The sequence below is a fragment of the Parafilimonas terrae genome (genome assembly GCF_900115755.1).
GTDB classification, from domain to species: Bacteria; Bacteroidota; Bacteroidia; order Chitinophagales; family Chitinophagaceae; genus Parafilimonas; species Parafilimonas terrae.
In genome coordinates this window covers 13108-37771 of sequence record NZ_FOXQ01000006.1, presented here as the reverse complement: position 1 = coordinate 37771, position 24664 = coordinate 13108, and the positions used below count along the sequence as shown (strand labels likewise).

Genomic DNA, 24664 nt, shown 5'->3' with positions numbered 1-24664 from the left:
GAGATATTTGTGTATATTTCAACTTGTTATAAAACGGGTATTATATGTATTCAGGCTCTGGTTTTAATGAATGGGAAATTGGCGATATAACGGTATTAATTCACAATGGCGTTTATCATTTGTTTCATCTTATTATTCCTAACCATGATTATATAGCGCATGCTGTTTCAAAAGATGGCATGTCGTGGCGGCGCACAAAGAATGCATTGTTTGTAGGCGATCCCGGCGATTGGGATGATGATATGTTATGGACGATGGATGTGCGTGAAAACAACAGCAAATTCATTATGTATTATACCGGTTTACAGCGAAGGGACCGCGGTGTAATATCAAGAATAGGTTTTGCAGAATCAGATGATTTAATCACATGGAAAAAAACCAATAAACCGGCTTTGTATATTGAACCACCCGGCATATATTATGAAAGCAAAAAAGATAATCCCAGGAAGTGGCTAAGCTTTCGTGATCCTTTCCGCTTCGATTACAATGGCGATACTTATTTGATTGTTTGTGCACGCCGTAATACAGGGCCTTTATCAAGAAGAGGTTGTGCGGGCCTTATAAAACTAACCGGAGATGGCGCTGAATTTCTGCCGCCATTAATTCATCCCATGGCTTATGATGATATTGAATGCCCGTGTTTGTTTGAATTGCATGGCCGTTTTTATCTCCTGGGTTCAATAAGGGAAGATATAAAAGTGCGTTATTGGTTTTCACCGGAATTCTCAGGAGAATATCATTCCTTTCACTCCGATGTAGTGCTGCCGCTCGGCAATTACGCTGCACGCACGGTGCAGGATGGGGAACATCTTTTGGTGTTTAACTTTTTTTACGCAGGTACCGTTGACCGGTTAAGGGTGCTGCCGCCGCCAAAGCAATTTGATACCGATGATAAAGGAAGGTTATTATTAAAAACATATTATCGCTGGCAGCAAATGGTAGCAGGCAGCGTGCGGCAACAGGATATAAAAGATGTTAAGTGTTTATTCAATAACCCTACAGCTTCGCTTTTTTTAAACGATGATAAATGGGTATGCGGATCAAGGAGCGGTTATGAAGTGTTTTATTTTAAGAAACCATCCACTGCTTTTATTTGGGAAGGAAGAATAAATGTGGAAGGTATGGGTAAGCTGGGCATTGTTACAGATATTGATAAAGATGGCAGCGGTTATTATATTTCGTTTGATGTATCAAACGGCGTTGTGAAAATAAGAACATGGGGTTATAATCCCAATAACTTTAAAAGCAACTTTGTTTTTAACGATATACAGGCAAACCTTTTTAAGGTAAATGAAGAAAGGAGCTTTCATTTCAGCCTGCTGAGCTATGGAAATTATATTGAGGTTTCGGTTGATGGCATTGTAAAACTTACACTGATTGATTATACTTATTCAGGCGAATATATTGGCTTGTATTCTGCATCATCTGTAATATCGCTGCAGGATTCTGTTATAAAAATCCTGCCTGAACCTGAAGAAGAATATGCCAGCCAGGAAGAAACACAAAAAACCATAGAAGCGCAACGGGAAGTTTAAAAGATAAAATTTGTGCCCGCTGTTTTTATTCCGGAACATGCTTGAAAAGCCAGTCATAATCCGGAACATCATCAATGTTATGGCACTCATCCCTGCTTGTTTCTATTTCAATCAGGGGAAACAAACAGGGTACTTTTGTTTGCCAAAATACGCCATCACATAATTCATCATCCTTATACGGCCTGAAGTAAGCCCGGTTATACCAGCCTATTATTGTGCTGTATAAATTGTGCTTATTGTTTGCAGGCGTATATACTTTATCAACCTGCAAAGTGCTGGCACATAAAAAAATGCAGAGCGCAATTATTTGCCAGGAGGCAAAAGCCAGGTTAAGAATGCCTATGCCCTTAGCTCCGCTGATGCGGCTGAACACCCAAAATGCAAGAAGGTTGAGTAAAAGGCTGGCAACAAAAAAATAAAAATCGGTAATATAACCGTTTAATGAAAGTTTGGTAAGCATGAATATGCAAACAAGCATTGTAAAAATATAGGAAGACAGGAACAGTAATCGCTTCATCAGTTGCCGGTTTCTTGTTACAAAACAACCTTAAATTTAGTTATTCCTGTTATTAATTTTTGCTTTGTGATGGACAAGTTTTTGACGAAAATCTTTCTTTTCTGACCATTGCAATGTACCTGGAAGTAAACGATTACTAAATTCAATATGTATAACCCGCCTCTTATTATTACTTGTTGTCCTGTTAGAAGCATGAAGAAGCAAAGGTTTCATTATCATTATTCCACCCAATGCAACATCGCATACTATTTCTGTCTCTTTTGACCAGTCAATAGTTTCGGGTCTATAAATCCTTTTCAAATGTGATTTTGGAATTACTCTCAGGGCTCCATTATATTCATTTGTATTATCAAGATGAATGCGAATAGTAAAGTTATCTTCTAAAATATCTAGTGGAGGCTGAACAGCAAATTGATTTTGTTTTACAGTCCATGGTCCAAAACCTTCAACTTCAAGCTTTTTATCAACTGAAATAGTTAAGTCCTGATGATAAGCTACGAACCAATTTGATTGTTCAGGCTTGTTAAAGTAAATCGACTTGACGATGAAATAATCATCTCCAAAGAATTCCGAAACAATGGCATTTAGTTTATTGTTAAAAATTAAATTATATGCCGCAGGGACTTCTTTTAAAAATTGGCGGATGGCAAATAAATCATTTGTTCTTCTAAATGTTGGTTTGCTTGTATCAGCTTGCGAAATGGTTTCCAGTATAGAATTGATTTCTTCTAATGTATAAATGTTGTCAATAACTACAAAACCTTCGGTTGAAAGTTGTTTTCGCATGTTGTAAGTTGTGTTCAAATAATCCTGGCAAAAATTTTATACAAATACATCACTCCTTCTCTCCCGGTTCATGCATAATTAATTTATCAATCAATTCCTGCACAACAGCAGGGTCCGCTTTTTCTACAAGATGGTATTGTTTTGAAGTTTTATCATCCATCCACGTATTGCTGCCATCTTTATCACTGATAATTATTTTGCCTTGCTTCACTGTGTACCAGTCTTTATAACCTTTAACGCCAACCAGCACAGCCGTTTCATCCCAGCTTTTCCTGCCGGCGCTGTCTTCTTTTGCCTGCGGAATTGAAATGCGAAAAACATCCTTAACCGGGCTTTTAGTAATAGAATCGTTTTGAATAAGTGGCATGCCGCATTTTATCTTCTCCCCTATTTCAAAACCAGAAAATAATACAGGCGCCGGAAAATGATCGAACACATATTTTGCAGCCATAAAATCACGGTTAATATTAAACTCGCTTCCAGAAGGAAATTTGCCTGCCATGCTTACCAGTTGTTTTACTTTTTGTTTTACCAGTTGTTCACCGCTTAATGGCGAAAACATATCGGCTTTCGATTGCAGTAAGTTTTTAAGATTGGTTAAAAAGCCCACCGTTATTATCGTTACACTATTATTTGGCTGAATAGCTAAAACCCTGCGGTATAAAGCCACGGCATCCGGTACATCCCTGTTGCTGTTTACAGCATGCGGATAATTTTTTACGACCGAATCGCTCCAATGCTGAAAATCACGGAGGTCAAGCGCTTGGCCTTTAGGAACGGCTATTGGTATGTTGGGCCTTCTGAAATATGTATTGAATGCACTAAGCACAGCAGCAACATTATCGTATTTGGTGCTGGAAATAGTGGCAAGAATATTAGCTTCACCTTTATCAGCAAAAGCATGCAATAATGCAATGGCGCCCACGTCATCATAATCAGGCCCCATATCAGAATCAAAGATCACAGAAACAGGCTGCGCACTTATAAAACCTGTTAGCAATAAACAAATAGTAAGCGTAGAAATATTCCGCATTGCACAAATTTACAAGTTAAAGATAATCGGAGTTTTGAAGCCGGAAAGAGTAAGATGCATGTAAACGAAAATTAATTCAAACATTTTTTAATTTTATTTCACCAGCATTTATCTGTGTATTTTAGCATTATGGCAATTACAAAATACACGGTTCGTGTTTATGGTATTCTATTAGATAATGATAACAGAATTTTAGTGAGCGATGAATTTATACGCGGCGATTATTTTACCAAATTTCCCGGCGGCGGCCTTGAGCTGGGCGAAGGCACGAGGGATTGTTTAAAACGCGAATTCAAAGAAGAGACGGGGCTTGATGTAATGGTTGGCGATCATATTTATACAACAGATTATTTTCAGCCTTCAGCATTTAATCCCTGTGACCAGATCATTTCAATTTATTATTTCGTAACGGCAGAGAGGTTAAATGAACTGCAGGTTAAAACAAAAGTTTTCGATTTTGAATTGCACCAGGTAGCTGATCCGCAGGGTCAAAGTGAAGTATTGCGATGGATAGAATGGGATGAGCTGACAGAAGACTCTGTATCGCTGCCTATAGATAAGATCGTTGTACGCTTATTAAAAACTGCACACCACTAAAAACACACTCCAATGGATAACCTGGTAACGGGGATACATCATGTAACGGCGCTTGCCGGTAACCCGCAAAAGAACATTGATTTTTATGCAGGTATTTTGGGATTAAGGCTCGTAAAGAAAACGGTGAACTTCGATGCGCCTGAAGTATATCATTTTTATTATGGCGACGAAATGGGCCTGCCCGGCAGTATACTTACATTTTTTCCTTACGGTAATATTGCAAAGGGCCGCCATGGCAAAGGCATGCTGAACACCACGTCGTTTTCCGTACCTATGTCGTCTTTCGATTATTGGCAGGAACGGTTAAAGAAATTCGGCGTAAATTTTAAACCACCACAGCAAAGGTTTAACGATGAAGCCTACATTTATTTTGAAGACGAAGACGGGCTTGGTCTTGAGCTGGTGTTTAATGATAAAGATGAACGTAAAGGGTTTTCATACGGCCACATTCCTATTGAATATGCCGTAAAAGGTTTTTACAATGTTGAGATTTGGGAAGAAGGTTATGAAAGAACAGCAGCATTACTTACCGAACAATTAGATCACAAATTGATAAGCGAGCAAAGCAACCGCTTTCGTTTTGCAGCGCAGGATACACCGGGCAATTATGTAGATATAATTTGTGCGCCCGATAGTTTGCGGGGGCTTAGTGGCGGCGGCACCGTTCATCATATTGCATTTGCAACGGCCAACAAACAATCGCAGGAAGCTGTGCGGGAAAAAATTTCTCAGCGCATGCTAAACCCCACACCTATTCTTGACAGGCAGTATTTTACTTCCATTTATTTCAGGGAGCCGGGTGGTGTTTTATTTGAAGTGGCAACAGCAGAACCGGGCTTTGCCATAGATGAAGATAAGGCACATTTGGGTGAAGCTTTAAAGTTGCCTGAATGGTATGAGCCGCATCGTAAAATAATTGAAGAAGCTGTAACACCTGTAAGTTTTAATGCAGATAAATTTATTTAACATGCATCAAAAGAAAATATTCGCTGCAGGCAAGTCTTTAAATGAAGCTGAAAAAGCGCTGGTAATGGTTCACGGCCGTGGTGCATTTGCTGAAGATATATTGTCGTTGGCCGGTTATTTTAATATAAAAGATTATGCTTTGCTGGCACCGCAGGCAACGAATAACACCTGGTATCCATATTCTTTTTTAACGCCACCGCAACAAAATGAGCCCTGGCTTTCGTCGGCATTAAATATTTTAAAACAGGTTGAAGCGGATATTCTTGCCGCCGGCATTTCATCAAATAATATTTATTTTCTTGGTTTTTCACAAGGCGCCTGTTTAATGCTGGAATTTATTACACGGTATGCAAAAAAACGTGGTGGCGCAGTAGCATTTACCGGCGGCCTGGTTGGTGATAAAATTTATAAAGAAAATTACAGCGGCGATTTTTTACAAATGCCTGTGTTTATAGGCAGCAGCGATCCCGATGTGCATGTTCCTGTGGAAAGAGTGCGGGAAACAGTCACGGTTTTAAAAAATATGCATGCAGATGTAACTGTAAAAATTTATCCAAGTATGGGGCATACGATTAGTACGGATGAAATCGAAAAGGCAAATACCTTGATATTTAAATAGCCTGTTAAGTTAATAAAGCTTTAGAAAATGATGCAGCTTATTAGCATGCTTGGTAGTTATCTCCTTTAAATGGCCTGACGTTAAAGGCTTTACAATATAGCCGCTTATTTGGTGCTTGGAAACAAGGTTAAAATCATCGATAGACATGCTTGAAGAAAGCACATACACCGGAACATGAAGGTTTTCTTTAGCCTGCCATGTATTAAGCCATTTTATAAATTCAACACCGCTCATTATAGACATGTACAGGTCTACAAAAATAATATCAGGAAGATCAGCTTTATTATGTAGCAAAAACGCTTTTGCCTGCTCACCATCAGTTTTGGCAACCACTTCTTCTGCAAAACCATTAAACGTAAGCAAACGTTCAGAAATATTAATGGCTATTACATCATCATCCACAAAAAGCGCTTTTTTGAACACGGGCATAAATTAATTGGCGTTTAAGAAAGTCTTTAGTGTTTATTCAGTCAATTTACTTCTATTTTTCCGCAGGTAATTATACAAATACACTATTTCTTAAACCTCCTAATTAACCTTGGTATTATCAGATATAATCAAAATTCTGTCCAAACATTCAACATGCTTAACTAAGTTCCGGTTTTCACGTTATCCTGTTTTTTAAATTTCTAATTTTTGCTTGGCAAACACTTAGTCGGGAAAAATTAATTGCAGCAAACCATAATCTGCAGGCGTGCACCAAACAATTTGTGAAGCAAGGTTTAACGTTCTTAGTACCAGATGTTTTTCAGCGATTATATAACAAATGTAAAATAAGAATACGCTTCCATAGTTGATTTAGATAAGATTTAAGATTTATTAAAATAGCGAGCCGGGAAAAGTATGATAGCTGAATTACAGTTCCATTGTTTAATGAAGCAGGGGTTAAAGTACAAAATATGATGCGCTGTTAAAAATATAACCAGTTGAACAAAGCCTGCGGGAAAGCGCCAACGATAATAATAATTGCTGCCAGAACAACTAACCCCAATTTAAAGCTCCTGCCGAAACTTTCCATTTGTGGTTCCCCGTTTTTGAAATACATGGCCTGTATAACCCGGAAATAATAATAAACGCTTATGGCCGCAAACAACACACCTGCCACAACAACCCATGTATAAGTTCCGGTTTTAATAATGGAAGCAAGCATGTAATATTTGGCAAGAAAACCGGCGGTTAAAGGAATTCCGGCAAGCGAAAACAGGAAAATGGCATTAGTAGCTGCCAGTACCGGTTGGGTCTTGGCAAGCCCGTTATACCCTTCAAATGTTACATCTTTCATCTTTACCAAAACAGCAAATAAACCAATGGTGGCAAGACAGTAAGCAACGGAATACATTAGTAACCCTTTGCTGGCATACTCATTCATGCTGAACAGGGCAAACAACATAAAGCCGGCCTGTGAAATGCTTGAATAAGCAAGCATGCGTTTTACGCTCTGCTGAAATATTGCAGTGATATTGCCAAATAATAATGTAAGTATAATAATGATAGAAAAGATCAGCTTCCAGTCAATGGCGGTTGAAGTAACGCTCATGCGCACGGTACATAATTTAAGAAAAGCAATAAAGCCTGCTACTTTTACAATAGTTGCCATGAATGAAGTAACCACTGAAGGCGCGCCGTCATATACATCAGGCGTCCAAAAATGAAAGGGAGCAGCAGATACTTTAAAGCACATGGATGCAAGCAGAAACAACAGCCCTACAATTTCAAGAAAAGAAATACCATGGTAAAGGTTAGATTGCAGGCGGCTTGATTCAAGTAAAAATGTTCCCGTACCGCCATACATTAATGCAATACCCATGAGCATTAAGCCGGTGGAAAAGGAGCCCATTAAAAAATATTTAAGGGCCGCCTCATTGCTTTTAAGATTACGCTTATCACTTCCTGTAAGGATATATAAGGGTATGGTAAGAATTTCTATGCCAAGAAATAACATCAACAGGTTATTGTATGCAGAGAGCAGGCAAACGCCGCAGAGCACAAAAAAAACAAGTGTAAAAAATTCAGCGGTGTATCTGCCAAGCCGCTCAATGTCTCTTCCTGTTAGCAATACATAAATTAATGTTGAGGCAATGGCGATGGAATTAAACACAAAGCCAAAACGGGTGTAGGCAAGCATTTTGCCCGAATCAATATGAAAAAAATCAACGCCGTAAGTATCAAAAATATTTGCCGCAAGCAGTACGAGCAAACCAACGGCCGCAATATGCCTGTAACTTGATTGGTTCTTTACAAGAAAACTGCAAAACATCATTATTATGCCCCAGCCTGCTGAAAATATAATTGCATTCATAATTGCTGCCTGTTAAGAAATTTTGGTGATAAAAAGTTGTACGGTTTCACGCGTTAAGTCAATCATTGGCTGCGGGTAAAACCCGAAAACTATTACCAAAATCACTAATACTACCAATGCTGCATTCACATTAAAGCTGCTGTCGTGCGCATGCTCTGTAGATGCAACAGTATTACCATAAAAAACTTTCCGGATCATATTAAGTGTATATGCTGCGGCCAGTATTATACATATAATGGCGGTGCCTGCCATAACAGGGCTATAATTAAACAACCCGCTGAACATTAGGAACTCTCCTACAAATGCATTTGTAAGCGGCAATGCAACATTTGCAAGGCACATCACCACAAACAATATGGCGAGTGTTGGCGCTTTCTGTGCAAGCCCGCCCAGCTCACTGAACTTTCTTGTGCCTAATTGCTTTTCTATTACGTCAACCACTATCCACAATCCTATAATGTTTATCCCATGATTGAACATTTGAATAAACACCCCTTCTATACCTGCCTGCTGTTTCGCAAATAAAGCGGCACACATTAAACCCACATGGGCGATGGAAGAATAGGCAATCAGCCTTTTCATATCGTCCTGCTTTATAGCAATTAATGATGCATACAGCATGCCTATAACGGTAAGCGTTACAATGATTGAGCTATTGGATGATGCAGCCTGCGGAAACATGGGCAACAGCCAGCGGATTACTCCAAACAAACCCATCTTTACCATTACACCACTTAACACCATGGTAAATGCTGTAGGCGACTGTTCATACGTATCTGGCTGCCAGGTATGGAATGGAAATACAGGCATTTTAATGGCCAGCGCAATAAAGAATAACCAAAACATCCACTGCGTTTGTGCAGCGGTAAGATGTGCGTTATAAAAAGATTTAAGCGCAAACGAATGATCGGGTGTGTGGAAATAAACAAAAATAATTGCCACCAGCATTAACAGCGAGCCTACAAATGTGTAAACAAAGAATTTGAAAGTAACCTGTATGCGTTTTTCGCCACCCCATATAGAGCAAATAAAATATGCAGGTATTAAAGCCAGTTCCCAGAAGAAGTAGAAAAGCAAGGCATCCATTGAAAGAAATACACCGAGCATTCCGGCCTGGCATAAGAGCATAAGACCAAAAAATTTGCCGGCATCAGGATAATGATCTTTATACACGGCTATTAAAATAACCGGCATGGAAACGGCTGTAAGCAGGGATAATATTTTGCTTAGCCCGTCAAGCTCCAAAGTAATACGGCTTCCAAGGTCGGGCATCCATGATATATCAAAATGCAAAAGATCAGCCTGGCTTGTATAAATGCCGCCTAATGCAACGGCCAACACAATCAATGAAACAATTAAAGAAAATGCTTTAGCCGAACTTTCATTCTTAATAAATAAATTTATTAAGCCGCCAATAACCGGTATAAGTATGAGTAATAAAGCGATCATATTTTATTTAAAATATTTTTTGAAAAAAGCCGGTTATCGTTGCCTGATACCAAAACGCCAGCCACAATATCAAAATAGAAAAGATCATTAAAAGAATATAAGTACCCACTTTGCCATTCTGCACCAGCCTTAACCTTCTCGATGAATATTGAATAAAACCGCCCACACCGTTTACAAAGCCGTCAATGCCCGATTTCTCAATTACATTTTTAAAGAAACCGCCAAGTGCAAGCAAAGGGTTTACGATAACATTATCATACAGTTCATCAATATACCATTTGTTGGCAAGTACCTTCCCCAGGCCTTCAGGTTCATTCAGCTCCGGTTTCCTTGCATATTTAGTTAGGGCGATGATGGCTGCCAATAGTGCAACACCAACAGATACACCCATCAGCATTAATTCCGTACTATGTGCTATTTCGTGTTCGTGCTCTGCTGTTAATACCGGTGATAAATAATGATGCAGTTGCTGACCGCCGCCAAATATGGCAGGCACATTAAAAAAGCCGCCGCCAAAAGCAAGCAGAGCAAGAATAATCAGTGGAATGGTTATAGCTGCCGGGCTTTCATGCAAATGATGTTTTTGTTCTTCTGTGCCGCGAAATTGGCCTAGGAAGGTAGTGGCATATAAACGGAACATATAAAAAGCCGTCATCCCTGCGCCTATTACACCAAGCACCCAGTAAACCGGGTTCTTTGCATAAGCTGCCGCCAATATTTCGTCCTTTGAAAAGAAACCGCTGAACGGCGGAATACCGGCAATGGCAATACAAGCAATTAAAAAAGTCCAGTGTGTTACGGGCATATATTTTTTCAAACCGCCCATATTGCGCATATCCTGCTCATGATGCAAAGCATGAATAACAGAACCGGCGCCAAGGAATAACAGGGCTTTGAAAAAAGCATGTGTCATTACATGAAATACAGAGCCGGTATAAGCGCCAACGCCAAGGCCCAAAAACATATAGCCCAATTGGCTCACTGTTGAATATGCCAATACTTTTTTAATATCATTTTGTTTGATGGCAATTGTTGCGGCAAATAATGCTGTAGCGATCCCGATAACCGCAACAAGATTTTCAGCAATTGGGCTTAAAGAATATAAAGCATTGCTGCGGGCAACCATATAAATACCGGCAGTTACCATGGTGGCAGCATGTATCAATGCCGAAACCGGCGTTGGGCCGGCCATTGCGTCAGGCAGCCATGTATATAAAGGGATCTGCGCGCTTTTGCCCATTGCACCAATAAATAATAAAAGCGTTATGCCGGTAATATCTGTTGGGGTAAGGTTTGAAACGTTTGCAAAAACATCTGTATAGTTTGCTGTGCCCAGCTTTGACAACAGCCAGAAAATACCTAATAAAAAACCGGCATCGCCAATGCGGTTCATGATAAATGCTTTATTGGCGGCTTTATTATAATCGGTATTCTTAAACCAATATCCAATCAGCAAATAAGAACAAAGCCCCACACCTTCCCAACCGATGAACATGATTACATAGTTCGCGCCCAGCACCAATAAAAGCATAGAGAACACGAAGAGGTTGAGATAAGAAAAATACCTGGCAAAATGATCGTTGGTTTCATCATGCATGTATGATGTGGAATACAAATGAATGAGGAAACCTATGCCCGTAATAATTAAAAGAAAAAGCGATGATAGCTGATCAACCTGGAAGACAAAATCAATTTTAAAATTGGCAACATGTATAAAAGGATAGAGTGGCTGAACAGCAAGCGCCCCTCCTGCCCTCACATCTAAAAATAAAATTACACTTACTACAAATGAAGCAAGCACGGCCCCACAACCAATAATACCAACAAGGCCCTTGGATAACGAGTTTCTGAAAACGCCGTTAAGCAAAAAACCAATTAAAGGAAAAAGCGGAACTAAGTAAGCCATATAAGTTGAAAAAATTAGAAGCAAAAGTCAAAACAGATCAGCCATTTTTTGTTTTACTTCTGAGTTTTTAATTTTTAAGCCTGTTTAAAAAATTCACATCGGTTGAATGTACATTCCTGTACATCATTACTATAATTGCCAAACCCACACTTACTTCTGCCGCGGCCACTACCATTATAAAGAAAACAAATAACTGGGCATCTGTGCCGGTAGTAATAGCAGCCGTTCCTTTGTTATTAGCGCTGCTGATAGCATAATGCATTTTTGAAAATGCAACCAGCAACAGGTTCACTGAATTAAGCATTAGTTCAACGCACATAAAAATAATAATGGCATTGCGGCGGATTAATACGCCGGTTACACCAATGCAAAAAAGCGCTGCGGCTAAAATTATATAATACTGAATCGGCATGCCCTAAATCCCTAAAGGGACTTTTAAGCCTAAGCTCCTGGTGGAACCTAAGCAGTTAATAAATTAATTTCAATTTTCGCTCTTGCTGGTTAGGGCTTGAGCTGCTTACTCCTTCTTCCCAATCACCACGGCACCTACCATCGCACTTAAAAACAAAATGCTGCTTAGTTCAAAAGGGATCACATAATCCCTGAATAAAACCTTACCCAGGTTTTCAATCAAACCAATATCTCCGGTGTTCATCAAAGCCTGGCTGTCTTTTATTTCCTGGGCCGAACGAACGGCCGAAACAAACACCGTTAATAATAAACAACCCGCTACAACACCGGCCAGTTTAACCAGTGAATTTTTCTGAGGCTCGGTACTGTTGTTTAAATTCATCAGCATTATTACAAATAAAAACAGCACCATTATGGCCCCTGCATAAACAATTAAGTTTACAATGGCAAGAAACTGTGCATTTAATAGAATGTAATGCCCGCTGATGGAAAAGAAAACTACAATAAGCCAAAGCACGCTGTGAACCGGGTTTTTGCTTACCAGTACCATTAATGCGCTGAACAGTGCAAGCGCACTTAAAAACCAGAATAATATTTCTGTAGCAGTCATTAGTTATTTATTCTTTTTGCTGATTTCCCTTAAACCTTTTGCCTGTGCATATTCTTCAGGTTGTGTTACAGGATCAGGAATCAGTAAATCTTTTTTATTATAGATAAAGTTTTTACGGTTATAAGCAGGTGGTGCGTGTGTTTCAGATAAATAAATCGCATCCTTTGGACAGGCTTCTTCGCAAAAACCGCAGAAAATACAACGCAGCATATTTATTTCATATTTAGCTGCATATTTTTCTTCGCGGTACAAATGCTCTTCGCCGGGCATGCGTTCTGCGGCTTCCATGGTAATGGCTTCAGCCGGACAAGCCAGTGCACATAAACCACAGGCAGTACATCTTTCCCTTCCCTCTTCATCGCGGTTTAGAATTTGGACGCCACGAAATACCGGGCTGTAAGACCTTGTTTGTTCAGGGTATTGAACGGTTGCTTTTTTCTTGAAAAAATGTTTTATCGTAATAATCATCCCCAGGAAAATATTCCATAAGTAAATGCTTTCCAGGAAAGTCATCGGCTTACGGTTTACCGGTTTCGCCCTATCAGTTAATGTTGTCATTTCTAAAAGTTCAAAAGTAAAAATTCAAAACTCAAAACACAACGTTTATCAATAAAACCTTTTTAATTTTTGAATTTAGTTTTCTTTATCTGTTTCTTTAACTAATCTTTTCTTGAGACGTTGTATAAGAAAATAAAGAATAGTATAAATAATCGCGGCCCCGATTCCAATGAATATCAGAATTTCAGAAAGGTCTTTATCATCTCTGAAATAAAACACTCCTCCAAAAAATGCAATAAAATAAAACACTCGTACAGCCTGTAGCAATAGCTGTACTCTTTTTGGCAACGATTTATCTAAAAAAATATTCATTTTCTCACTTATTCATCCATAAAATAACAGCCCCTGTAATAACCATATTTGCCAGTGCCAACGGAATTAATTTTTTCCAGCCGAGGTCCATCAACTGGTCATACCGGAACCTTGGCACCGTCCACCTGATCCACATAAACAGGAATATAAAAAAGCCAATCTTCAGCATAAAACAAACCAGGCCTGCAAGTGCCAGCCAGTTACCCCAATCGGCATGCGCCGCTTCATCCAAAAATGGTATATCATAACCGCCAAAAAATAAAGTAACTACAATCGCGCTGCTGATAAACATATTTACATATTCAGCAAAGAGATAGAACCCAAGCTTCATGGATGAATATTCCTGGTGATAACCCATGTTTAATTCACTTTCTGCTTCGGGCAAATCAAACGGCGTTCTGTTACATTCAGCCAATGCGCAGGTAAAGAATATAATAAAAGCCAGGGGCTGATAGAGAATATTCCAGTGCGATGCCATTTGCTGTTCAACAATTTCTTTCAGGCTTAGTGTTTGGGTTATCATTAATACGGCAATTAATGACAGGCCCATTGCCAGTTCATAGCTTATAACCTGGCTGGCGCCGCGTAAGGCAGCCAGCAAAGAAAATTTATTGTTAGATGACCAGCCGCCGATCATTATGCCATAAACACCCAAACTAACCACGGCAAAAACATACAGGATACCAATATTTACATCTGCTATCTGCAAGGAAACAGTTCTGCCGAACAAATTTATATCACCACTCCAGGGTATTACAGCAGAGGTGATCATGGCTGTAAGCATGGCCAGTGAAGGCCCGAGTATAAAGAGGATTTTGTTAGAATGATTAGGAATTATTTCTTCCTTGAAAAACAGTTTGCCGCCGTCTGCCAAAGGTTGCAGCAAGCCAAGCGGGCCGGCGCGGTTTGGGCCAATCCTGTCCTGCATAAAAGCGGCAATCTTTCTTTCAGCATACGTTTCGTACATGGCTATAACCAAAGATGCCATTACAACAATTACAATGAGGATAAGCTTTTCTAATAAAAGAAGCCAGTCTACAGTAAGAAGGTGAATCATTATAATTTATTATTGTTCTAATTCTTTTCGCTTTTCGTCAGCGATTTTAAAATCTTCGCTGTGTGCAGGGCCATCAATTAAATCAAGCCGTATCTCCGGCTCGTTAACGCCGCTTACGCTGTGTATGTCCAGCATATATCTTGGCTTTGTGCCATCCATTACTTCCTGCAAAAATTCAGGCGGTTTTACCAAACCAACATATTTATTCTGGGCAATAACCGATTGACGGTTCACTTTTGTAGGGCCTTCAATCACCCAATCGCTTGTTTTCTTTTTTTCAAAACGGCATTCATCGCAAATCCATCCCGTTTTACCATCAGAAGCAGTTGCAATTTCACCCCATTGATCTTTGCGGGCTGTAACGCGAAATACTTCATCACCACGCATCCATAACCTTACTTCGCCACAGCACTTGGAACAATTACGGTGCGCATCCACAGGCTTCGTAAACCATACACGGTTTTTGAAGCGGAATGTACGGTCCGTTAAAGCGCCAACCGGGCAAACATCAATCACATTTCCTATAAAATCATTATCTAAACTCTTCTCAATATAAGTGGCAATTTGAGCATGGTCGCCCCTGTCGAGGACCCCGTGCTCTCTTTTATTGGTAAGCTGGTCTGCTGTAAACACACAGCGGTAGCAAAGAATGCAGCGTGTCATGTGCAGTTGAATGTGCGGGCCTAAAGTATGTTTATCGAAAACCCTCTTTTCAAAATCAAAACGGGAGCCATCTTTACCATGATTAAAGCTAAGGTCCTGAAGGTCGCATTCACCCGCCTGGTCGCATATAGGACAATCCAACGGATGATTGATCAATAACATTTCCACCACGCCGTTCCTGGCATCAATTACACGCTGCGAAGTAATATTTTTTACTTCCATGCCATCCATCACCGTTGTTCTGCAACTGGCAACAAGTTTCGGCATTGGCCGCGGGTCTTTTTCCGAACCTTTACTTACTTCCACCAGGCAGGTCCGGCATTTACCGCCGCTGTTCTGCAGTTTGGAATAATAACACATTGCCGGCGGAACTACATCGCCACCAATCTGGCGGGCAGCATTTAATATGGTTGTGCCTGCAGGAACTTCTACAGTTATATTATCTATGGTTACTTTAAGTAAAGGTTGTTCTTCAGCCATAATTTAAAAATCAAAATTAAAAAGTCAAAAACCAAAAAACGGGCATCATGTTTTTTTAAGCGATATAATTATTGATGCAATAATCTTTGATAATCCATCTGCTTCCTGTAACAAGGCTGCAACTTTATTTGATTGAATTGAACCCTGATTAAATACAGCCAATATTTTGTTTCATTTGCAGATTTCAAAGCAGTAACATAAAAATTCAATTTTGTTTCAGAAACGAATGACAGAATATCCTTTGAAAACTGAAAAGCACGATGCTTTATATTATAAGTTTTCAGAGGTTCTTCTATTAAATATCCGCTCTCCAATTTTTTTGATTTTTGAATTTTTATTTTTCAATTGATTACGCTGTTACTGCCAGTTCATCTGCATAATGCGCCAACCCAAAGTTTCTTGTTTGTGCTTCATCAGGGTTTAAAACATGCCATTCAAATTCATCCCTGAAATGCCTTATTGCTGCTGCCACCGGCCATGCTGCGGCATCGCCCAGCGGGCAAATGGTATTGCCTTCAATCTTGCTCTGGATATCCCACAACAAATCAATATCGCTCATCTTACCCTTGCCATATTCTATATTCTTCAAAATCTTTTCCATCCAGCCGGTGCCTTCCCGGCAGGGTGAACATTGCCCGCAACTTTCATGGCGGTAAAATCTTGCCAGTGTTAATGTGTGGCGCACCACGCACTGGTCTTCATCAAACACAATGAAACCGCCGCTGCCCATCATAGTACCTGTAGCAAAGCCACCGTCGGATAAACTTTCATAGTTCATCATACGCTGTTCGCCCTTAGCCGTTTTCAATAATAAATTTGCCGGAAGAATTGGAACGGATGAACCACCCGGTATGCAGGCCTTCAACCTTTTACCATTTGGAATACCACCGCAATATTCATCGCTGAAAATAAACTCCTCAACAGAGATCGTCATATCAATTTCATATACACCGGGATTGTTGATATTGCCGCATGCTGAAATTAATTTAGTACCGGTTGAACGGCCAACACCAATCTTTGCATATTCTTCGCCGCCCATATTAATGATAGGTACAACTGCTGCAAGTGTTTCAACATTATTAACAACAGTCGGCCTTTCCCAAACCCCTTTAACGGCAGGAAATGGCGGCTTAATTCTCGGGTTGCCGCGCTTGCCTTCAAGGCTTTCTATTAATGCCGTTTCTTCGCCGCATATATAAGCGCCGGCGCCACGCTGTACATATATTTCACAGTCAAAACCGCTGCCCACAATATTTTTGCCAAGCCATCCATTATTTTTTGCCTCTGCAATGGCTTGTTCAAGAATATCAACAATCCATGCGTATTCGCCGCGTATATAAATATAAGTGGTGTTTGAGCCAAGCGCGTAAGAAGAAACAATCAGGCCTTCAATCAGCAAATGCGGGATGAATTCCATTAAATACCTGTCTTTAAAAGTGCCCGGCTCGCTTTCATCTGCATTGCAAACCAAGTGACGCGGCACGCCTTCAGGTTTTGCAATAAAGCTCCATTTCATGCCTGTAGGGAAACCTGCGCCACCGCGGCCACGCAAGCCGCTTTTCTTTACTTCCTCCACAATATCGGCAGGCGACATTTTAAACGCTTTCTCCACGCTTCTGTAACCACCTTCCCTCCGGTATGTTTCATAATACCGGATGCCTTCAACGTGATCTTTTTCTAATAAAACTTTTTTTATAGCCATTCCTTTTTTGGAATTTTTTATGTTATCAGCTTCTGTACCTTATGACATCGCTGGTGAATCCTGCCTCCGGGCTCATCCGGAGGTGTACTGAATTAATGCTGTTCAGCTTTTTCTCCTTCGTAATTAAACATCCAGTTCACACCAAATTTATCCTGCAACATTCCAAAAGTTGCCCCCCAGAATTGTTTTGCAAGAGGCATGGTAACTTTTCCGCCTTCCGCCATTTTATCAAATACCTCTTTAATCCTGTTTTCATCATCCACTTCAACGGACATTTGAATATTTCCACCTGTATTGGCAAGTTGCCCGTTAAAAGAATCAGAGATCATAATAACATTGTTGCCAAACTTTAAACGCGAATGAATTATTTTATCATTTAAACTTTCATCACCCTTCATCGGGCTATCGCCGTAACGATTAATTGTTAATATTTCACCGTCAAAAACATCTTTATAAAAATTCAGTACTTCTTCAGCATTGCCGTTAAAATGTAAGTATGGAACAAGATGATACATAATTTATTTTTTATGAAGAATAAATTTATCGGCCAACGGGCCGGTTATCCTGTTGCCGTCACCATCCAACTGAATTAATGTTGTATCTGATTTAATGTATTTAACCGAGTTTCCGTTTCGAGACAGGTACAATGTATCGGCCCCGTGAACGTTCCATGTTCCAGTGTCTTTAAAAGTATTATTGCTGCTATCAACCCTGCTGCCTTTATATACAGAAGTCATTATATAACTGCTGTCATTTTTATTAAGCTGAAGCGAAACATCAATCCCTTCACAATCAGCACAGGGCAACGAACCTGTATATTCTTCGGCATCTGTTATGAACGCTTTAGGCACTTCTGTTTTAAAAGCGCTGTCGCCTGCGGCAATCTGGTCAGAACCGGCGCCACAGGCTGTTAAAAAGCTTACTGATATTATGAAGTAAAGTTTTTTCATTCATTCATTAATTAAGACTATTTGCATTTGTTCTGCATTCTTCAATAAGCCGATCAACTTTTTCTTTGGTTAAATGTTCGCGATAATGTTTGCCTAACTGCATCATGGGGGCATAACCACAGGCGCCCAAACATTCAACCGTTTTTAAAGTAAACATACCATCCGGTGTGGTTTCACCTGGTTTAATGCCAAGCTTTTCTTCAATATAGGCAATAATATCATCGCTGCCACGCAACATGCAAGGACCGGTCTGGCAAACTTCAAACATGTATTTACCAACAGGTTTTAAATTATACATGCTGTAAAAGGTTGCTACTTCGTACACTTCAATCGGCTCAATATTTAAAAGTTCAGCAACGTAATCCATTACAGGCACATCCAGCCAGTTGCCAAATTCCTCCTGGGCAATATGCAATAAAGGCAGTAAGGCGCTTTTCTGTTTGCCTTCAGGATAATGGCTGATCAGCTCACTAACTTCTTTTAATTTTTCTTCTGAAAACTTGACCATTTATTTTCAATTCAAAATATTAACTATCCATTTCGCCTGCAATTAAATTGAGGCTGCTCATGGTTATAACGGCATCACTCAGCATTGCACCTTTTACCAGCTCTTCATAAGCCTGGTAATAAATAAAACAAGGCCTGCGGAAATGCAGGCGGTAAGGCGTTCTGCCGCCATCGCTTATTAAATAAAAACCAAGTTCGCCATTGCCGCCTTCCACACAATGGTATACCTCGCCAACCGGCATATCAATTTCACCCATAATAATTTTGAAATGCCATATCAGCGATTCCATTTTTGTATATACATCCTTCTTTTCAGGAAGGTAATAATCCGGAACATCTGCATGATATACTTCAGCTTCTTCTCCTTTAAAATCCTGTATCTTCTGATAAGCCTGTTCTATAATCTTCATTGACTGCCACATCTCCTGGTCGCGTACCAAAAAACGATCATAACAATCGCCGGTGCTGCCAACGGGAACTTTAAAATCAAAGTCCTGGTAACTGCAATAAGGTGAATGAACACGCACATCATAATCAACGCCGGCAGCTCTTAAATTAGGGCCGGTAAAGCCATAATTTAATGCACGTTCTGCGCTTATTGGACCTGCGCCAATAGTGCGTTCCATGAATATGCGGTTGCGTAATAAAAGGTCGTCAAGTTCCTTTAATGCTTTTGGATATTCCTTTAAAAACCTTTCCAGTTTTTCCCAGGTAACATTAGTGAAATTTCTTTCAAAGCCACCAATGCGGCCAATATTGGTGGTTAAACGGGAACCACAAATGGATTCATAAATTTCATAAATCAGTTCGCGGTATTGCATTACGTACAGGAAACCGGTAAAAGCGCCGGCATCCACACCCACCACCGAATTACAGATAAGATGATCTGAAATTCTTGCCAGTTCCATTATAATTACGCGGAGATAATCAACACGCTTAGGTGTTTGAATCTTCAATAGTTTTTCGCAGGTTGTATGCCAGCCTATGTTATTGATGGGGCTGCTGCAATAATTCATGCGGTCTGTAAGCGGCGTTATTTGATAAAGCGGCCTGCGTTCTGCAATTTTTTCAAATGCACGGTGAATATAACCGATGGTTTGTTTGGCGGAAACAATACGCTCGCCATCCATTTCCAGTATATTCTGAAACACGCCATGTGTTGCCGGGTGTGTTGGCCCGAGATTAAGCGTTGTGGTTTGCTTTTCTATGGAGCCATCCGGCAGAACAATATGATTATCTTTTATTGAAACTACGTCTTGCATTTTTTAATTTAACAATTGCTGATTTCCTGCCTGTTGGCAGACAGGGAAAATTTGAAAATGATAACAACGTACTTTATTTGCTATACTGCTTTTTTTTTGCTCTCATGCTGCCAATGCGCATTCCTAAAATTATAAATGAAATTCCGGCAGAGAGCCCCAATAAAAAACTCCGGGCAAATCCATCTGCAGGAAAAGCAAATGAAACAATTAAAGCCACCAAAACAGCCATGCTTAAAATAAGCTGCTTATACTTAAAAAATCTAATCATTTATATCAGTTTATCACCTACATTATCTTTTTCAGATTCTGCAATGGTTGTATCATCCTCTGTTTTTACAGTTCCGTAACCAGCAGAACCGCCACGGCCAAACATCTCATCATCTTTATCTTTTCTTGTCTGGTCTTCTAAAGGATATTCTTTGCGCATAGGAAAATAATCCATTTCATCCACATTTAATATGCGCACAAGGTTTGGATGGCCAATAAAGTTCACACCATAAAAATCATACGTTTCACGCTCCAGCCAGTTGGCCGCTTCAAACAATCTTGTAGCCGTAAATACATCGGGCTTTGTTATATCAACATATATTTTAAAGCGCAAACGCACATTGTCAACCATATTATGCAAATGATACACAATGGCTAATTCGCGGCCTTTATTATCTGGATAATGAATGGCATTTAATGTTGTAAGAAACCTGAAACGAAGCTCATCGTCATCATACAAAAACTGCATTACTTTCAGGTTCATATCCTTTGGCACTTCAAAGCAAAGCATGCCATAAGGCTCTTCAAAATTGCTAACCTGGCCGCCAAATTTTTCAGTAAGCTTTTCTTTAATTCTATCGTAAGTTAAACCCATGTATGAATTTGAAAATTTGAAAATTCAAAAAATTTGAAAATGTAATTATCACACTTTCAAATTCTCAAATTATTGTATGCCATAACTGTTAAGCAATGCTTTATAATGTTCACTGTTTCTTCTGCGCAGGCTTTCGTTATGCACCAGTTCCTGTATCTTCAAAACACCGTCAATCACAGCTTCCGGCCTTGGCGGGCAACCGGGAATATACACATCCACCGGAATAATCTGGTCAATACCCTGTAACACAGAATAAGTATCAAACACACCGCCTGATGCAGCGCAGGCGCCCATTGCCAAAACCCAGCGTGGTTCTGCCATTTGAAGGTAAACCTGTTTTAAAACAGGGCCCATTTTTTTAGCTATAGTACCCATTACCATCAGCAAATCACACTGGCGCGGCGTGAAACCCAAACGTTCAGAACCAAAGCGTGCAAGGTCGTACGTTGCTGCCATGGTTGCCATAAATTCAATACCGCAACAGCTTGTGGCAAAAGGTAAGGGCCATATGGAATTCTTTCTTGCAAGGCCTATAACTTTTTCAAGATTAGTTGCAAAATAACCTTCGCCCATTGAGCCTTCCGGCATATCGGCTAAAGCAATATTATCATGAATAGATGTTCCTTTGGGATGTATATTAAATCTAACCGGTCTTGCCATTATCTTTATTTTGAAAATTTAAAAATTTGAAAATTCACCTCATTTCATTAACGCATTCTCCTTATCTGCCAGCGGCAGGAAATCTTCAAATTAAACAATTTAATCTTCCCATTTTAAAGCGCCTTTCTTAATTATATAGATAAATCCTGTTAAAAAGAAGCATACAAATAGCAACACTTCAATAAACCCATACCAGCCAAGCGATTTAAAATTTACGGCATAAGGATAAAAGAATATCACTTCCACATCAAACAGCACAAACAAAATAGCCACCAGGAAATATTTGATGGCTAAAGGCTGTCGTGCATTTCCATGACTTTCTATACCGCTTGCAAAGTTTTCAAGTTTTTCTGCTGTTTTCCTTTTTGGGCCCAGCAGGTGTGTTGCAATCATTACGGTGGCAACAAAGCCTGCGGCAAAAATTATTTGTATGCCGATTGGCACATAGTCTGCTGAATTTCCTGTAACAACTGTATCAAGTAAATAAACAAATGAGTTCATGAATGAAGGGCGCTTTGAATACGGCAAAAGTAAGTGTGATTTATTACAATAAAAAACAAGTTATTAACTGAAATAATATTTTATCACTATAAAAACAAAAGCCTGCGCTAAGGCAGGCTTTTGTGTAACTTTTATCAAATCTTAGGTTGTTGCCTCTTCGGGTGCATTAAGATTATATTTTTTTGCAAAATCATCACGATGCACCTGTAAATCTTCTATCAGTTTGGAAACTGTTTCAAGCGTATCATCTGCATGGCCATGCACATCGGGCAGTGATTTATCAAGAAGGCTTACACCTGCATTAATATTTTCCGCCTCTAATTGCGCAATCTTTTTCAATAAAGATGTTTGTGAATTTTTAACGTCATCCAATTCACGAAGCATTTTGTCAATTGCCTCAAGTTTAGCACGTTTTTCCATATTTATTTATTTTATGGAAACAGTGCAAACATCATGCAGGTATGCATGCCAGGCTGGAAACATTTGCAAAACATAAACAACCGGGCGGCTTATTTCAATTTAGCTACCTGCTCATCAAAATACTGCTTTGTAAATATTACATCTGGCAGGTTTTGTTCCCAGTTTGATTCATGTTCAATGGACATCATTCCATTAAAATTCTGCCTTTTTAATTCAGTGAATATGGCGGGAAAATCAAGCACGCCTTTTGAAACCACGGTGTCTGCAGCCTTTGTATCATCAAACTTCACAATATCTTTTAAATGCACACCAATAATGTGGCCGTCCAGCTTCTTTAATGCTTCAACGGGGTCAATGCCATTGCGTGCCCAGTGGCCAATATCAGCGCAAGAACCAATGTTGGAATGATTAGCTATGGCAGCCAAAACTGAATCAGGGCTCCAGTATGCATTTGGTTTTGGATGATCGTGAATAGCGATTTTAATACCATAAACGCCGGCAAGGCTGTCAATCATATCCCATTGCGTTTTTATTGGCTCTGATGTAATGTAGCTCAGGCCAAATTCTTTTGCCAGGTCAAAAGCCTTTATCCATTCATCTTTATCTTTTGGGGTAATCACGCCCATGGCAACAATCTGTACGCCCTTATCCTGCAAATGCTTTTTAAGTTTTGCGCGTGTATCGGCATCCATGCCAGCACCAAATTCCCCTTTCATATCGCCACCTAATTTTTGTCCCCAGAAGGCCTCGATATTTTTTATTCCGGCGCTGTCAACCTTATCAAGCGCTTCTGTGAATGTAAACAGCCTGAATGTCCACATTTGCACACCAAGTTTAAAACCGTCTGTGCTACCCGCAGATACAGTTGTATCTGCAGCAGTAGAATCGGTATTGGAAGACGCAGAACCGCCGCTGTTACAAGCTGCTAGGCCAATCATGCAGCCAAGTAAGGCCGATGCAAGCAATTTCATAAGTAAATAAATTTTTAAGTGATAAATTTTAAAGCGGCAAAATAGTTATAGCGTTTTAACATATCTCAATAAATAAAATAAAAGCTATAGTATTTTAAGAGTTCTTTCACAAAAGCTGTTTAATAAGTGGTCATTCTTTCTGTTTTGTATCAAACCATATTGTTACAGGCCCGTCGTTCAGTAATCTCACTTTCATATCAGCGCCAAAAACGCCTGTTTCAATTTTTTTGCCGAGGTCTTTTTCAAGCTGCGCAATCATCTTTTTATACAATGGAATAGCAATTTCAGGTTTGCTTGCCTTTATATAAGATGGGCGGTTCCCCTTTTTGGTAGATGCCTGCAAGGTAAACTGGCTAACCAGCAAAATACCGCCATCAATATCTTTAACGCTTATATTCATTACGCCGTTATCATCATTAAAAATTCTGAGGTTAACAATTTTACCACTCAGCCATTCTATGTCTTCTGTTGCATCAGCATCTTCAATTCCTATAAAAACAAGCAGGCCGTTTTTAATACTGCCTGTAATATTTCCATCAACTGTTACAGAAGCTTCTGTAACACGTTGTATAACTGCACGCATGTTGTGTAATTTTGTTTAAGCGTTTAAAATTAAGGCCATGAAGATTGATATAAGCAGCGAAATTATTTTTAAAACCGCACGCAGCGGCGGCAAAGGCGGGCAAAATGTAAACAAAGTGGAAACAATGGTGGAAGGCCGCTGGCTTATTGATGCTTCAAACCTGGTAACGGAACAACAAAAACAATTGCTTGCAGAAAAACTTTCAAACCGCATAACAGCTGATGGTTTTTTCCTGGTAAAATCACAAACCGAAAGAACGCAGATGGGCAATAAAGAATCTGTAATTGAAAAGATGAATGCACTTGTGAACCATGCATTGCAGCCAAAGAAAATAAGAATTGCTACTAAAATTCCAAAGGGCGTAAAAGAAGGAAGGCTTAAAAATAAAAAGCTGCAATCATCGCTTAAAGAAGGAAGAAAAAAATTAAAACGGGAAGATTATTAAATA

At 39.6% G+C, this 24664-nt stretch carries 28 protein-coding genes and 1 pseudogene; 5 read left to right on the top strand and 24 right to left on the bottom strand.

Annotated features, from left to right (window positions below; all coding sequences use genetic code 11):
• The first annotated feature begins 44 nt into the window (after positions 1-44).
• Positions 45-1535 (top strand): glycoside hydrolase family protein, encoded by a 1491-nt coding sequence (locus tag BM015_RS11010; protein ID WP_090658292.1) that lies wholly within the window; start codon positions 45-47, stop codon positions 1533-1535.
• Positions 1536-1560: 25 nt separating this feature from the next.
• Here BM015_RS11010 and BM015_RS11005 read toward each other — a convergent pair whose 3' ends face one another.
• The 3 genes from BM015_RS11005 to BM015_RS10995 are packed head-to-tail and all read right to left on the bottom strand — an operon-like array spanning position 1561 to position 3871.
• Complete coding sequence (locus BM015_RS11005) at positions 1561-2052, bottom strand: hypothetical protein (RefSeq protein ID WP_143075825.1); 492 nt, start codon at positions 2050-2052, stop codon at positions 1561-1563.
• A 36-nt stretch (positions 2053-2088) separates the two neighbouring features.
• The gene (locus tag BM015_RS11000; RefSeq protein ID WP_090658288.1) at positions 2089-2838 is read right to left on the bottom strand and encodes a phytanoyl-CoA dioxygenase family protein; all 750 of its coding nucleotides are present in this window, start codon (positions 2836-2838) and stop codon (positions 2089-2091) included.
• Positions 2839-2887: 49 nt separating this feature from the next.
• A complete protein-coding gene (locus BM015_RS10995) occupies positions 2888-3871 on the bottom strand; it encodes a nucleoside hydrolase (RefSeq protein ID WP_090658286.1) in 984 nt (327 codons plus the stop codon).
• A gap of 129 nt (positions 3872-4000) precedes the next feature.
• On the opposite strand from BM015_RS10995, the gene BM015_RS10990 reads away from it, so the two are divergent.
• From BM015_RS10990 to BM015_RS10980, 3 genes are read left to right on the top strand one after another with little or no spacing between them, the layout of a single operon-like run.
• Positions 4001-4468, top strand: a complete 468-nt coding sequence (locus BM015_RS10990; protein WP_090658284.1) for an NUDIX hydrolase — start codon at positions 4001-4003, stop codon at positions 4466-4468.
• A gap of 12 nt (positions 4469-4480) precedes the next feature.
• Positions 4481-5434 (top strand): ring-cleaving dioxygenase, encoded by a 954-nt coding sequence (locus BM015_RS10985; RefSeq protein WP_090658282.1) that lies wholly within the window; start codon positions 4481-4483, stop codon positions 5432-5434.
• A 1-nt stretch (position 5435) separates the two neighbouring features.
• Positions 5436-6053 (top strand): alpha/beta hydrolase, encoded by a 618-nt coding sequence (locus tag BM015_RS10980; RefSeq protein ID WP_090658780.1) that lies wholly within the window; start codon positions 5436-5438, stop codon positions 6051-6053.
• A gap of 9 nt (positions 6054-6062) precedes the next feature.
• Here BM015_RS10980 and BM015_RS10975 read toward each other — a convergent pair whose 3' ends face one another.
• The 21 genes from BM015_RS10975 to dtd all read right to left on the bottom strand — a co-directional run bounded on the left by BM015_RS10975 (position 6063) and on the right by dtd (position 24216).
• Positions 6063-6482, bottom strand: a complete 420-nt coding sequence (locus BM015_RS10975) for a response regulator (protein ID WP_090658280.1) — start codon at positions 6480-6482, stop codon at positions 6063-6065.
• A 481-nt stretch (positions 6483-6963) separates the two neighbouring features.
• Complete coding sequence (locus BM015_RS10970; RefSeq protein ID WP_090658278.1) at positions 6964-8352, bottom strand: NADH-quinone oxidoreductase subunit N; 1389 nt, start codon at positions 8350-8352, stop codon at positions 6964-6966.
• A gap of 12 nt (positions 8353-8364) precedes the next feature.
• Entirely contained in the window at positions 8365-9801 is a 1437-nt protein-coding gene (locus tag BM015_RS10965; RefSeq protein WP_090658275.1) for a complex I subunit 4 family protein, read from the bottom strand.
• Positions 9802-9808: 7 nt separating this feature from the next.
• Positions 9809-11707 (bottom strand): NADH-quinone oxidoreductase subunit L, encoded by a 1899-nt coding sequence (nuoL, locus tag BM015_RS10960; RefSeq protein ID WP_090658273.1) that lies wholly within the window; start codon positions 11705-11707, stop codon positions 9809-9811.
• 67 nt (positions 11708-11774) lie between these two features.
• A complete protein-coding gene (nuoK, locus tag BM015_RS10955; RefSeq protein WP_090658271.1) occupies positions 11775-12119 on the bottom strand; it encodes an NADH-quinone oxidoreductase subunit NuoK in 345 nt (114 codons plus the stop codon).
• A 105-nt stretch (positions 12120-12224) separates the two neighbouring features.
• Positions 12225-12728, bottom strand: coding sequence for an NADH-quinone oxidoreductase subunit J family protein (locus BM015_RS10950; RefSeq protein ID WP_090658269.1), 504 nt, complete (start codon positions 12726-12728; stop codon positions 12225-12227).
• Positions 12729-12731: 3 nt separating this feature from the next.
• Positions 12732-13286, bottom strand: coding sequence for an NADH-quinone oxidoreductase subunit NuoI (nuoI, locus tag BM015_RS10945; protein WP_090658267.1), 555 nt, complete (start codon positions 13284-13286; stop codon positions 12732-12734).
• 316 nt (positions 13287-13602) lie between these two features.
• The gene (gene nuoH / locus BM015_RS10935; protein ID WP_177191882.1) at positions 13603-14655 is read right to left on the bottom strand and encodes an NADH-quinone oxidoreductase subunit NuoH; all 1053 of its coding nucleotides are present in this window, start codon (positions 14653-14655) and stop codon (positions 13603-13605) included.
• Between the two features lie 9 nt (positions 14656-14664).
• Positions 14665-15798: an NADH-quinone oxidoreductase subunit G gene (locus BM015_RS10930; RefSeq protein WP_090658265.1), complete on the bottom strand. Its 1134-nt coding sequence runs from the start codon at positions 15796-15798 to the stop codon at positions 14665-14667.
• A 349-nt stretch (positions 15799-16147) separates the two neighbouring features.
• Complete coding sequence (gene nuoF / locus BM015_RS10925) at positions 16148-17500, bottom strand: NADH-quinone oxidoreductase subunit NuoF (RefSeq protein WP_090658264.1); 1353 nt, start codon at positions 17498-17500, stop codon at positions 16148-16150.
• A 92-nt stretch (positions 17501-17592) separates the two neighbouring features.
• Entirely contained in the window at positions 17593-18015 is a 423-nt protein-coding gene (locus BM015_RS10920) for a VOC family protein (RefSeq protein ID WP_090658262.1), read from the bottom strand.
• Between the two features lie 3 nt (positions 18016-18018).
• Positions 18019-18450 (bottom strand): copper resistance protein NlpE, encoded by a 432-nt coding sequence (locus BM015_RS10915; protein ID WP_090658260.1) that lies wholly within the window; start codon positions 18448-18450, stop codon positions 18019-18021.
• Between the two features lie 7 nt (positions 18451-18457).
• Positions 18458-18958, bottom strand: coding sequence for an NADH-quinone oxidoreductase subunit NuoE family protein (locus BM015_RS10910; protein WP_090658258.1), 501 nt, complete (start codon positions 18956-18958; stop codon positions 18458-18460).
• A gap of 19 nt (positions 18959-18977) precedes the next feature.
• Positions 18978-20219, bottom strand: coding sequence for an NADH-quinone oxidoreductase subunit D (locus tag BM015_RS10905; RefSeq protein WP_090658256.1), 1242 nt, complete (start codon positions 20217-20219; stop codon positions 18978-18980).
• 73 nt (positions 20220-20292) lie between these two features.
• On the bottom strand, positions 20293-20487 hold the full coding sequence (locus tag BM015_RS21395; RefSeq protein WP_143075824.1) for a hypothetical protein: 195 nt from the start codon (positions 20485-20487) through the stop codon (positions 20293-20295).
• Positions 20488-21081, bottom strand: a complete 594-nt coding sequence (locus tag BM015_RS10900) for an NADH-quinone oxidoreductase subunit C (protein WP_090658254.1) — start codon at positions 21079-21081, stop codon at positions 20488-20490. It abuts the gene before it with no gap.
• A 69-nt stretch (positions 21082-21150) separates the two neighbouring features.
• Positions 21151-21741, bottom strand: a complete 591-nt coding sequence (locus BM015_RS10895) for an NADH-quinone oxidoreductase subunit B (protein ID WP_090658251.1) — start codon at positions 21739-21741, stop codon at positions 21151-21153.
• Positions 21742-21840: 99 nt separating this feature from the next.
• A complete protein-coding gene (locus BM015_RS10890) occupies positions 21841-22242 on the bottom strand; it encodes an NADH-quinone oxidoreductase subunit A (protein WP_090658249.1) in 402 nt (133 codons plus the stop codon).
• Positions 22243-22383: 141 nt separating this feature from the next.
• Complete coding sequence (locus tag BM015_RS10885; RefSeq protein WP_090658246.1) at positions 22384-22662, bottom strand: hypothetical protein; 279 nt, start codon at positions 22660-22662, stop codon at positions 22384-22386.
• Positions 22663-22751: 89 nt separating this feature from the next.
• Positions 22752-23633 (bottom strand): sugar phosphate isomerase/epimerase family protein, encoded by an 882-nt coding sequence (locus tag BM015_RS10880; protein WP_090658243.1) that lies wholly within the window; start codon positions 23631-23633, stop codon positions 22752-22754.
• Between the two features lie 130 nt (positions 23634-23763).
• Entirely contained in the window at positions 23764-24216 is a 453-nt protein-coding gene (dtd, locus tag BM015_RS10875; protein WP_090658241.1) for a D-aminoacyl-tRNA deacylase, read from the bottom strand.
• Between the two features lie 37 nt (positions 24217-24253).
• On the opposite strand from dtd, the pseudogene arfB reads away from it, so the two are divergent.
• Positions 24254-24661, top strand: a pseudogene (arfB, locus tag BM015_RS10870) (alternative ribosome rescue aminoacyl-tRNA hydrolase ArfB); the annotation flags it as partial.
• Positions 24662-24664: the final 3 nt, after the last annotated feature.

What these genes read in the sequence shown, in the direction of transcription:
- BM015_RS11010 (WP_090658292.1), top strand. Translation starts at nt 45, where the DNA reads ATGTATTCAGGCTCTGGTTTTAATGAATGGGAAATTGGCGATATAACG.
- BM015_RS11005 (WP_143075825.1), bottom strand. Translation starts at nt 2,052, where the DNA reads ATGAAGCGATTACTGTTCCTGTCTTCCTATATTTTTACAATGCTTGTT.
- BM015_RS11000 (WP_090658288.1), bottom strand. Translation starts at nt 2,838, where the DNA reads ATGCGAAAACAACTTTCAACCGAAGGTTTTGTAGTTATTGACAACATT.
- BM015_RS10995 (WP_090658286.1), bottom strand. Translation starts at nt 3,871, where the DNA reads ATGCGGAATATTTCTACGCTTACTATTTGTTTATTGCTAACAGGTTTT.
- BM015_RS10990 (WP_090658284.1), top strand. Translation starts at nt 4,001, where the DNA reads ATGGCAATTACAAAATACACGGTTCGTGTTTATGGTATTCTATTAGAT.
- BM015_RS10985 (WP_090658282.1), top strand. Translation starts at nt 4,481, where the DNA reads ATGGATAACCTGGTAACGGGGATACATCATGTAACGGCGCTTGCCGGT.
- BM015_RS10980 (WP_090658780.1), top strand. Translation starts at nt 5,436, where the DNA reads ATGCATCAAAAGAAAATATTCGCTGCAGGCAAGTCTTTAAATGAAGCT.
- BM015_RS10975 (WP_090658280.1), bottom strand. Translation starts at nt 6,482, where the DNA reads ATGCCCGTGTTCAAAAAAGCGCTTTTTGTGGATGATGATGTAATAGCC.
- BM015_RS10970 (WP_090658278.1), bottom strand. Translation starts at nt 8,352, where the DNA reads ATGAATGCAATTATATTTTCAGCAGGCTGGGGCATAATAATGATGTTT.
- BM015_RS10965 (WP_090658275.1), bottom strand. Translation starts at nt 9,801, where the DNA reads ATGATCGCTTTATTACTCATACTTATACCGGTTATTGGCGGCTTAATA.
- nuoL (WP_090658273.1), bottom strand. Translation starts at nt 11,707, where the DNA reads ATGGCTTACTTAGTTCCGCTTTTTCCTTTAATTGGTTTTTTGCTTAAC.
- nuoK (WP_090658271.1), bottom strand. Translation starts at nt 12,119, where the DNA reads ATGCCGATTCAGTATTATATAATTTTAGCCGCAGCGCTTTTTTGCATT.
- BM015_RS10950 (WP_090658269.1), bottom strand. Translation starts at nt 12,728, where the DNA reads ATGACTGCTACAGAAATATTATTCTGGTTTTTAAGTGCGCTTGCACTG.
- nuoI (WP_090658267.1), bottom strand. Translation starts at nt 13,286, where the DNA reads ATGACAACATTAACTGATAGGGCGAAACCGGTAAACCGTAAGCCGATG.
- nuoH (WP_177191882.1), bottom strand. Translation starts at nt 14,655, where the DNA reads ATGATTCACCTTCTTACTGTAGACTGGCTTCTTTTATTAGAAAAGCTT.
- BM015_RS10930 (WP_090658265.1), bottom strand. Translation starts at nt 15,798, where the DNA reads ATGGCTGAAGAACAACCTTTACTTAAAGTAACCATAGATAATATAACT.
- nuoF (WP_090658264.1), bottom strand. Translation starts at nt 17,500, where the DNA reads ATGGCTATAAAAAAAGTTTTATTAGAAAAAGATCACGTTGAAGGCATC.
- BM015_RS10920 (WP_090658262.1), bottom strand. Translation starts at nt 18,015, where the DNA reads ATGTATCATCTTGTTCCATACTTACATTTTAACGGCAATGCTGAAGAA.
- BM015_RS10915 (WP_090658260.1), bottom strand. Translation starts at nt 18,450, where the DNA reads ATGAAAAAACTTTACTTCATAATATCAGTAAGCTTTTTAACAGCCTGT.
- BM015_RS10910 (WP_090658258.1), bottom strand. Translation starts at nt 18,958, where the DNA reads ATGGTCAAGTTTTCAGAAGAAAAATTAAAAGAAGTTAGTGAGCTGATC.
- BM015_RS10905 (WP_090658256.1), bottom strand. Translation starts at nt 20,219, where the DNA reads ATGCAAGACGTAGTTTCAATAAAAGATAATCATATTGTTCTGCCGGAT.
- BM015_RS21395 (WP_143075824.1), bottom strand. Translation starts at nt 20,487, where the DNA reads ATGATTAGATTTTTTAAGTATAAGCAGCTTATTTTAAGCATGGCTGTT.
- BM015_RS10900 (WP_090658254.1), bottom strand. Translation starts at nt 21,081, where the DNA reads ATGGGTTTAACTTACGATAGAATTAAAGAAAAGCTTACTGAAAAATTT.
- BM015_RS10895 (WP_090658251.1), bottom strand. Translation starts at nt 21,741, where the DNA reads ATGGCAAGACCGGTTAGATTTAATATACATCCCAAAGGAACATCTATT.
- BM015_RS10890 (WP_090658249.1), bottom strand. Translation starts at nt 22,242, where the DNA reads ATGAACTCATTTGTTTATTTACTTGATACAGTTGTTACAGGAAATTCA.
- BM015_RS10885 (WP_090658246.1), bottom strand. Translation starts at nt 22,662, where the DNA reads ATGGAAAAACGTGCTAAACTTGAGGCAATTGACAAAATGCTTCGTGAA.
- BM015_RS10880 (WP_090658243.1), bottom strand. Translation starts at nt 23,633, where the DNA reads ATGAAATTGCTTGCATCGGCCTTACTTGGCTGCATGATTGGCCTAGCA.
- dtd (WP_090658241.1), bottom strand. Translation starts at nt 24,216, where the DNA reads ATGCGTGCAGTTATACAACGTGTTACAGAAGCTTCTGTAACAGTTGAT.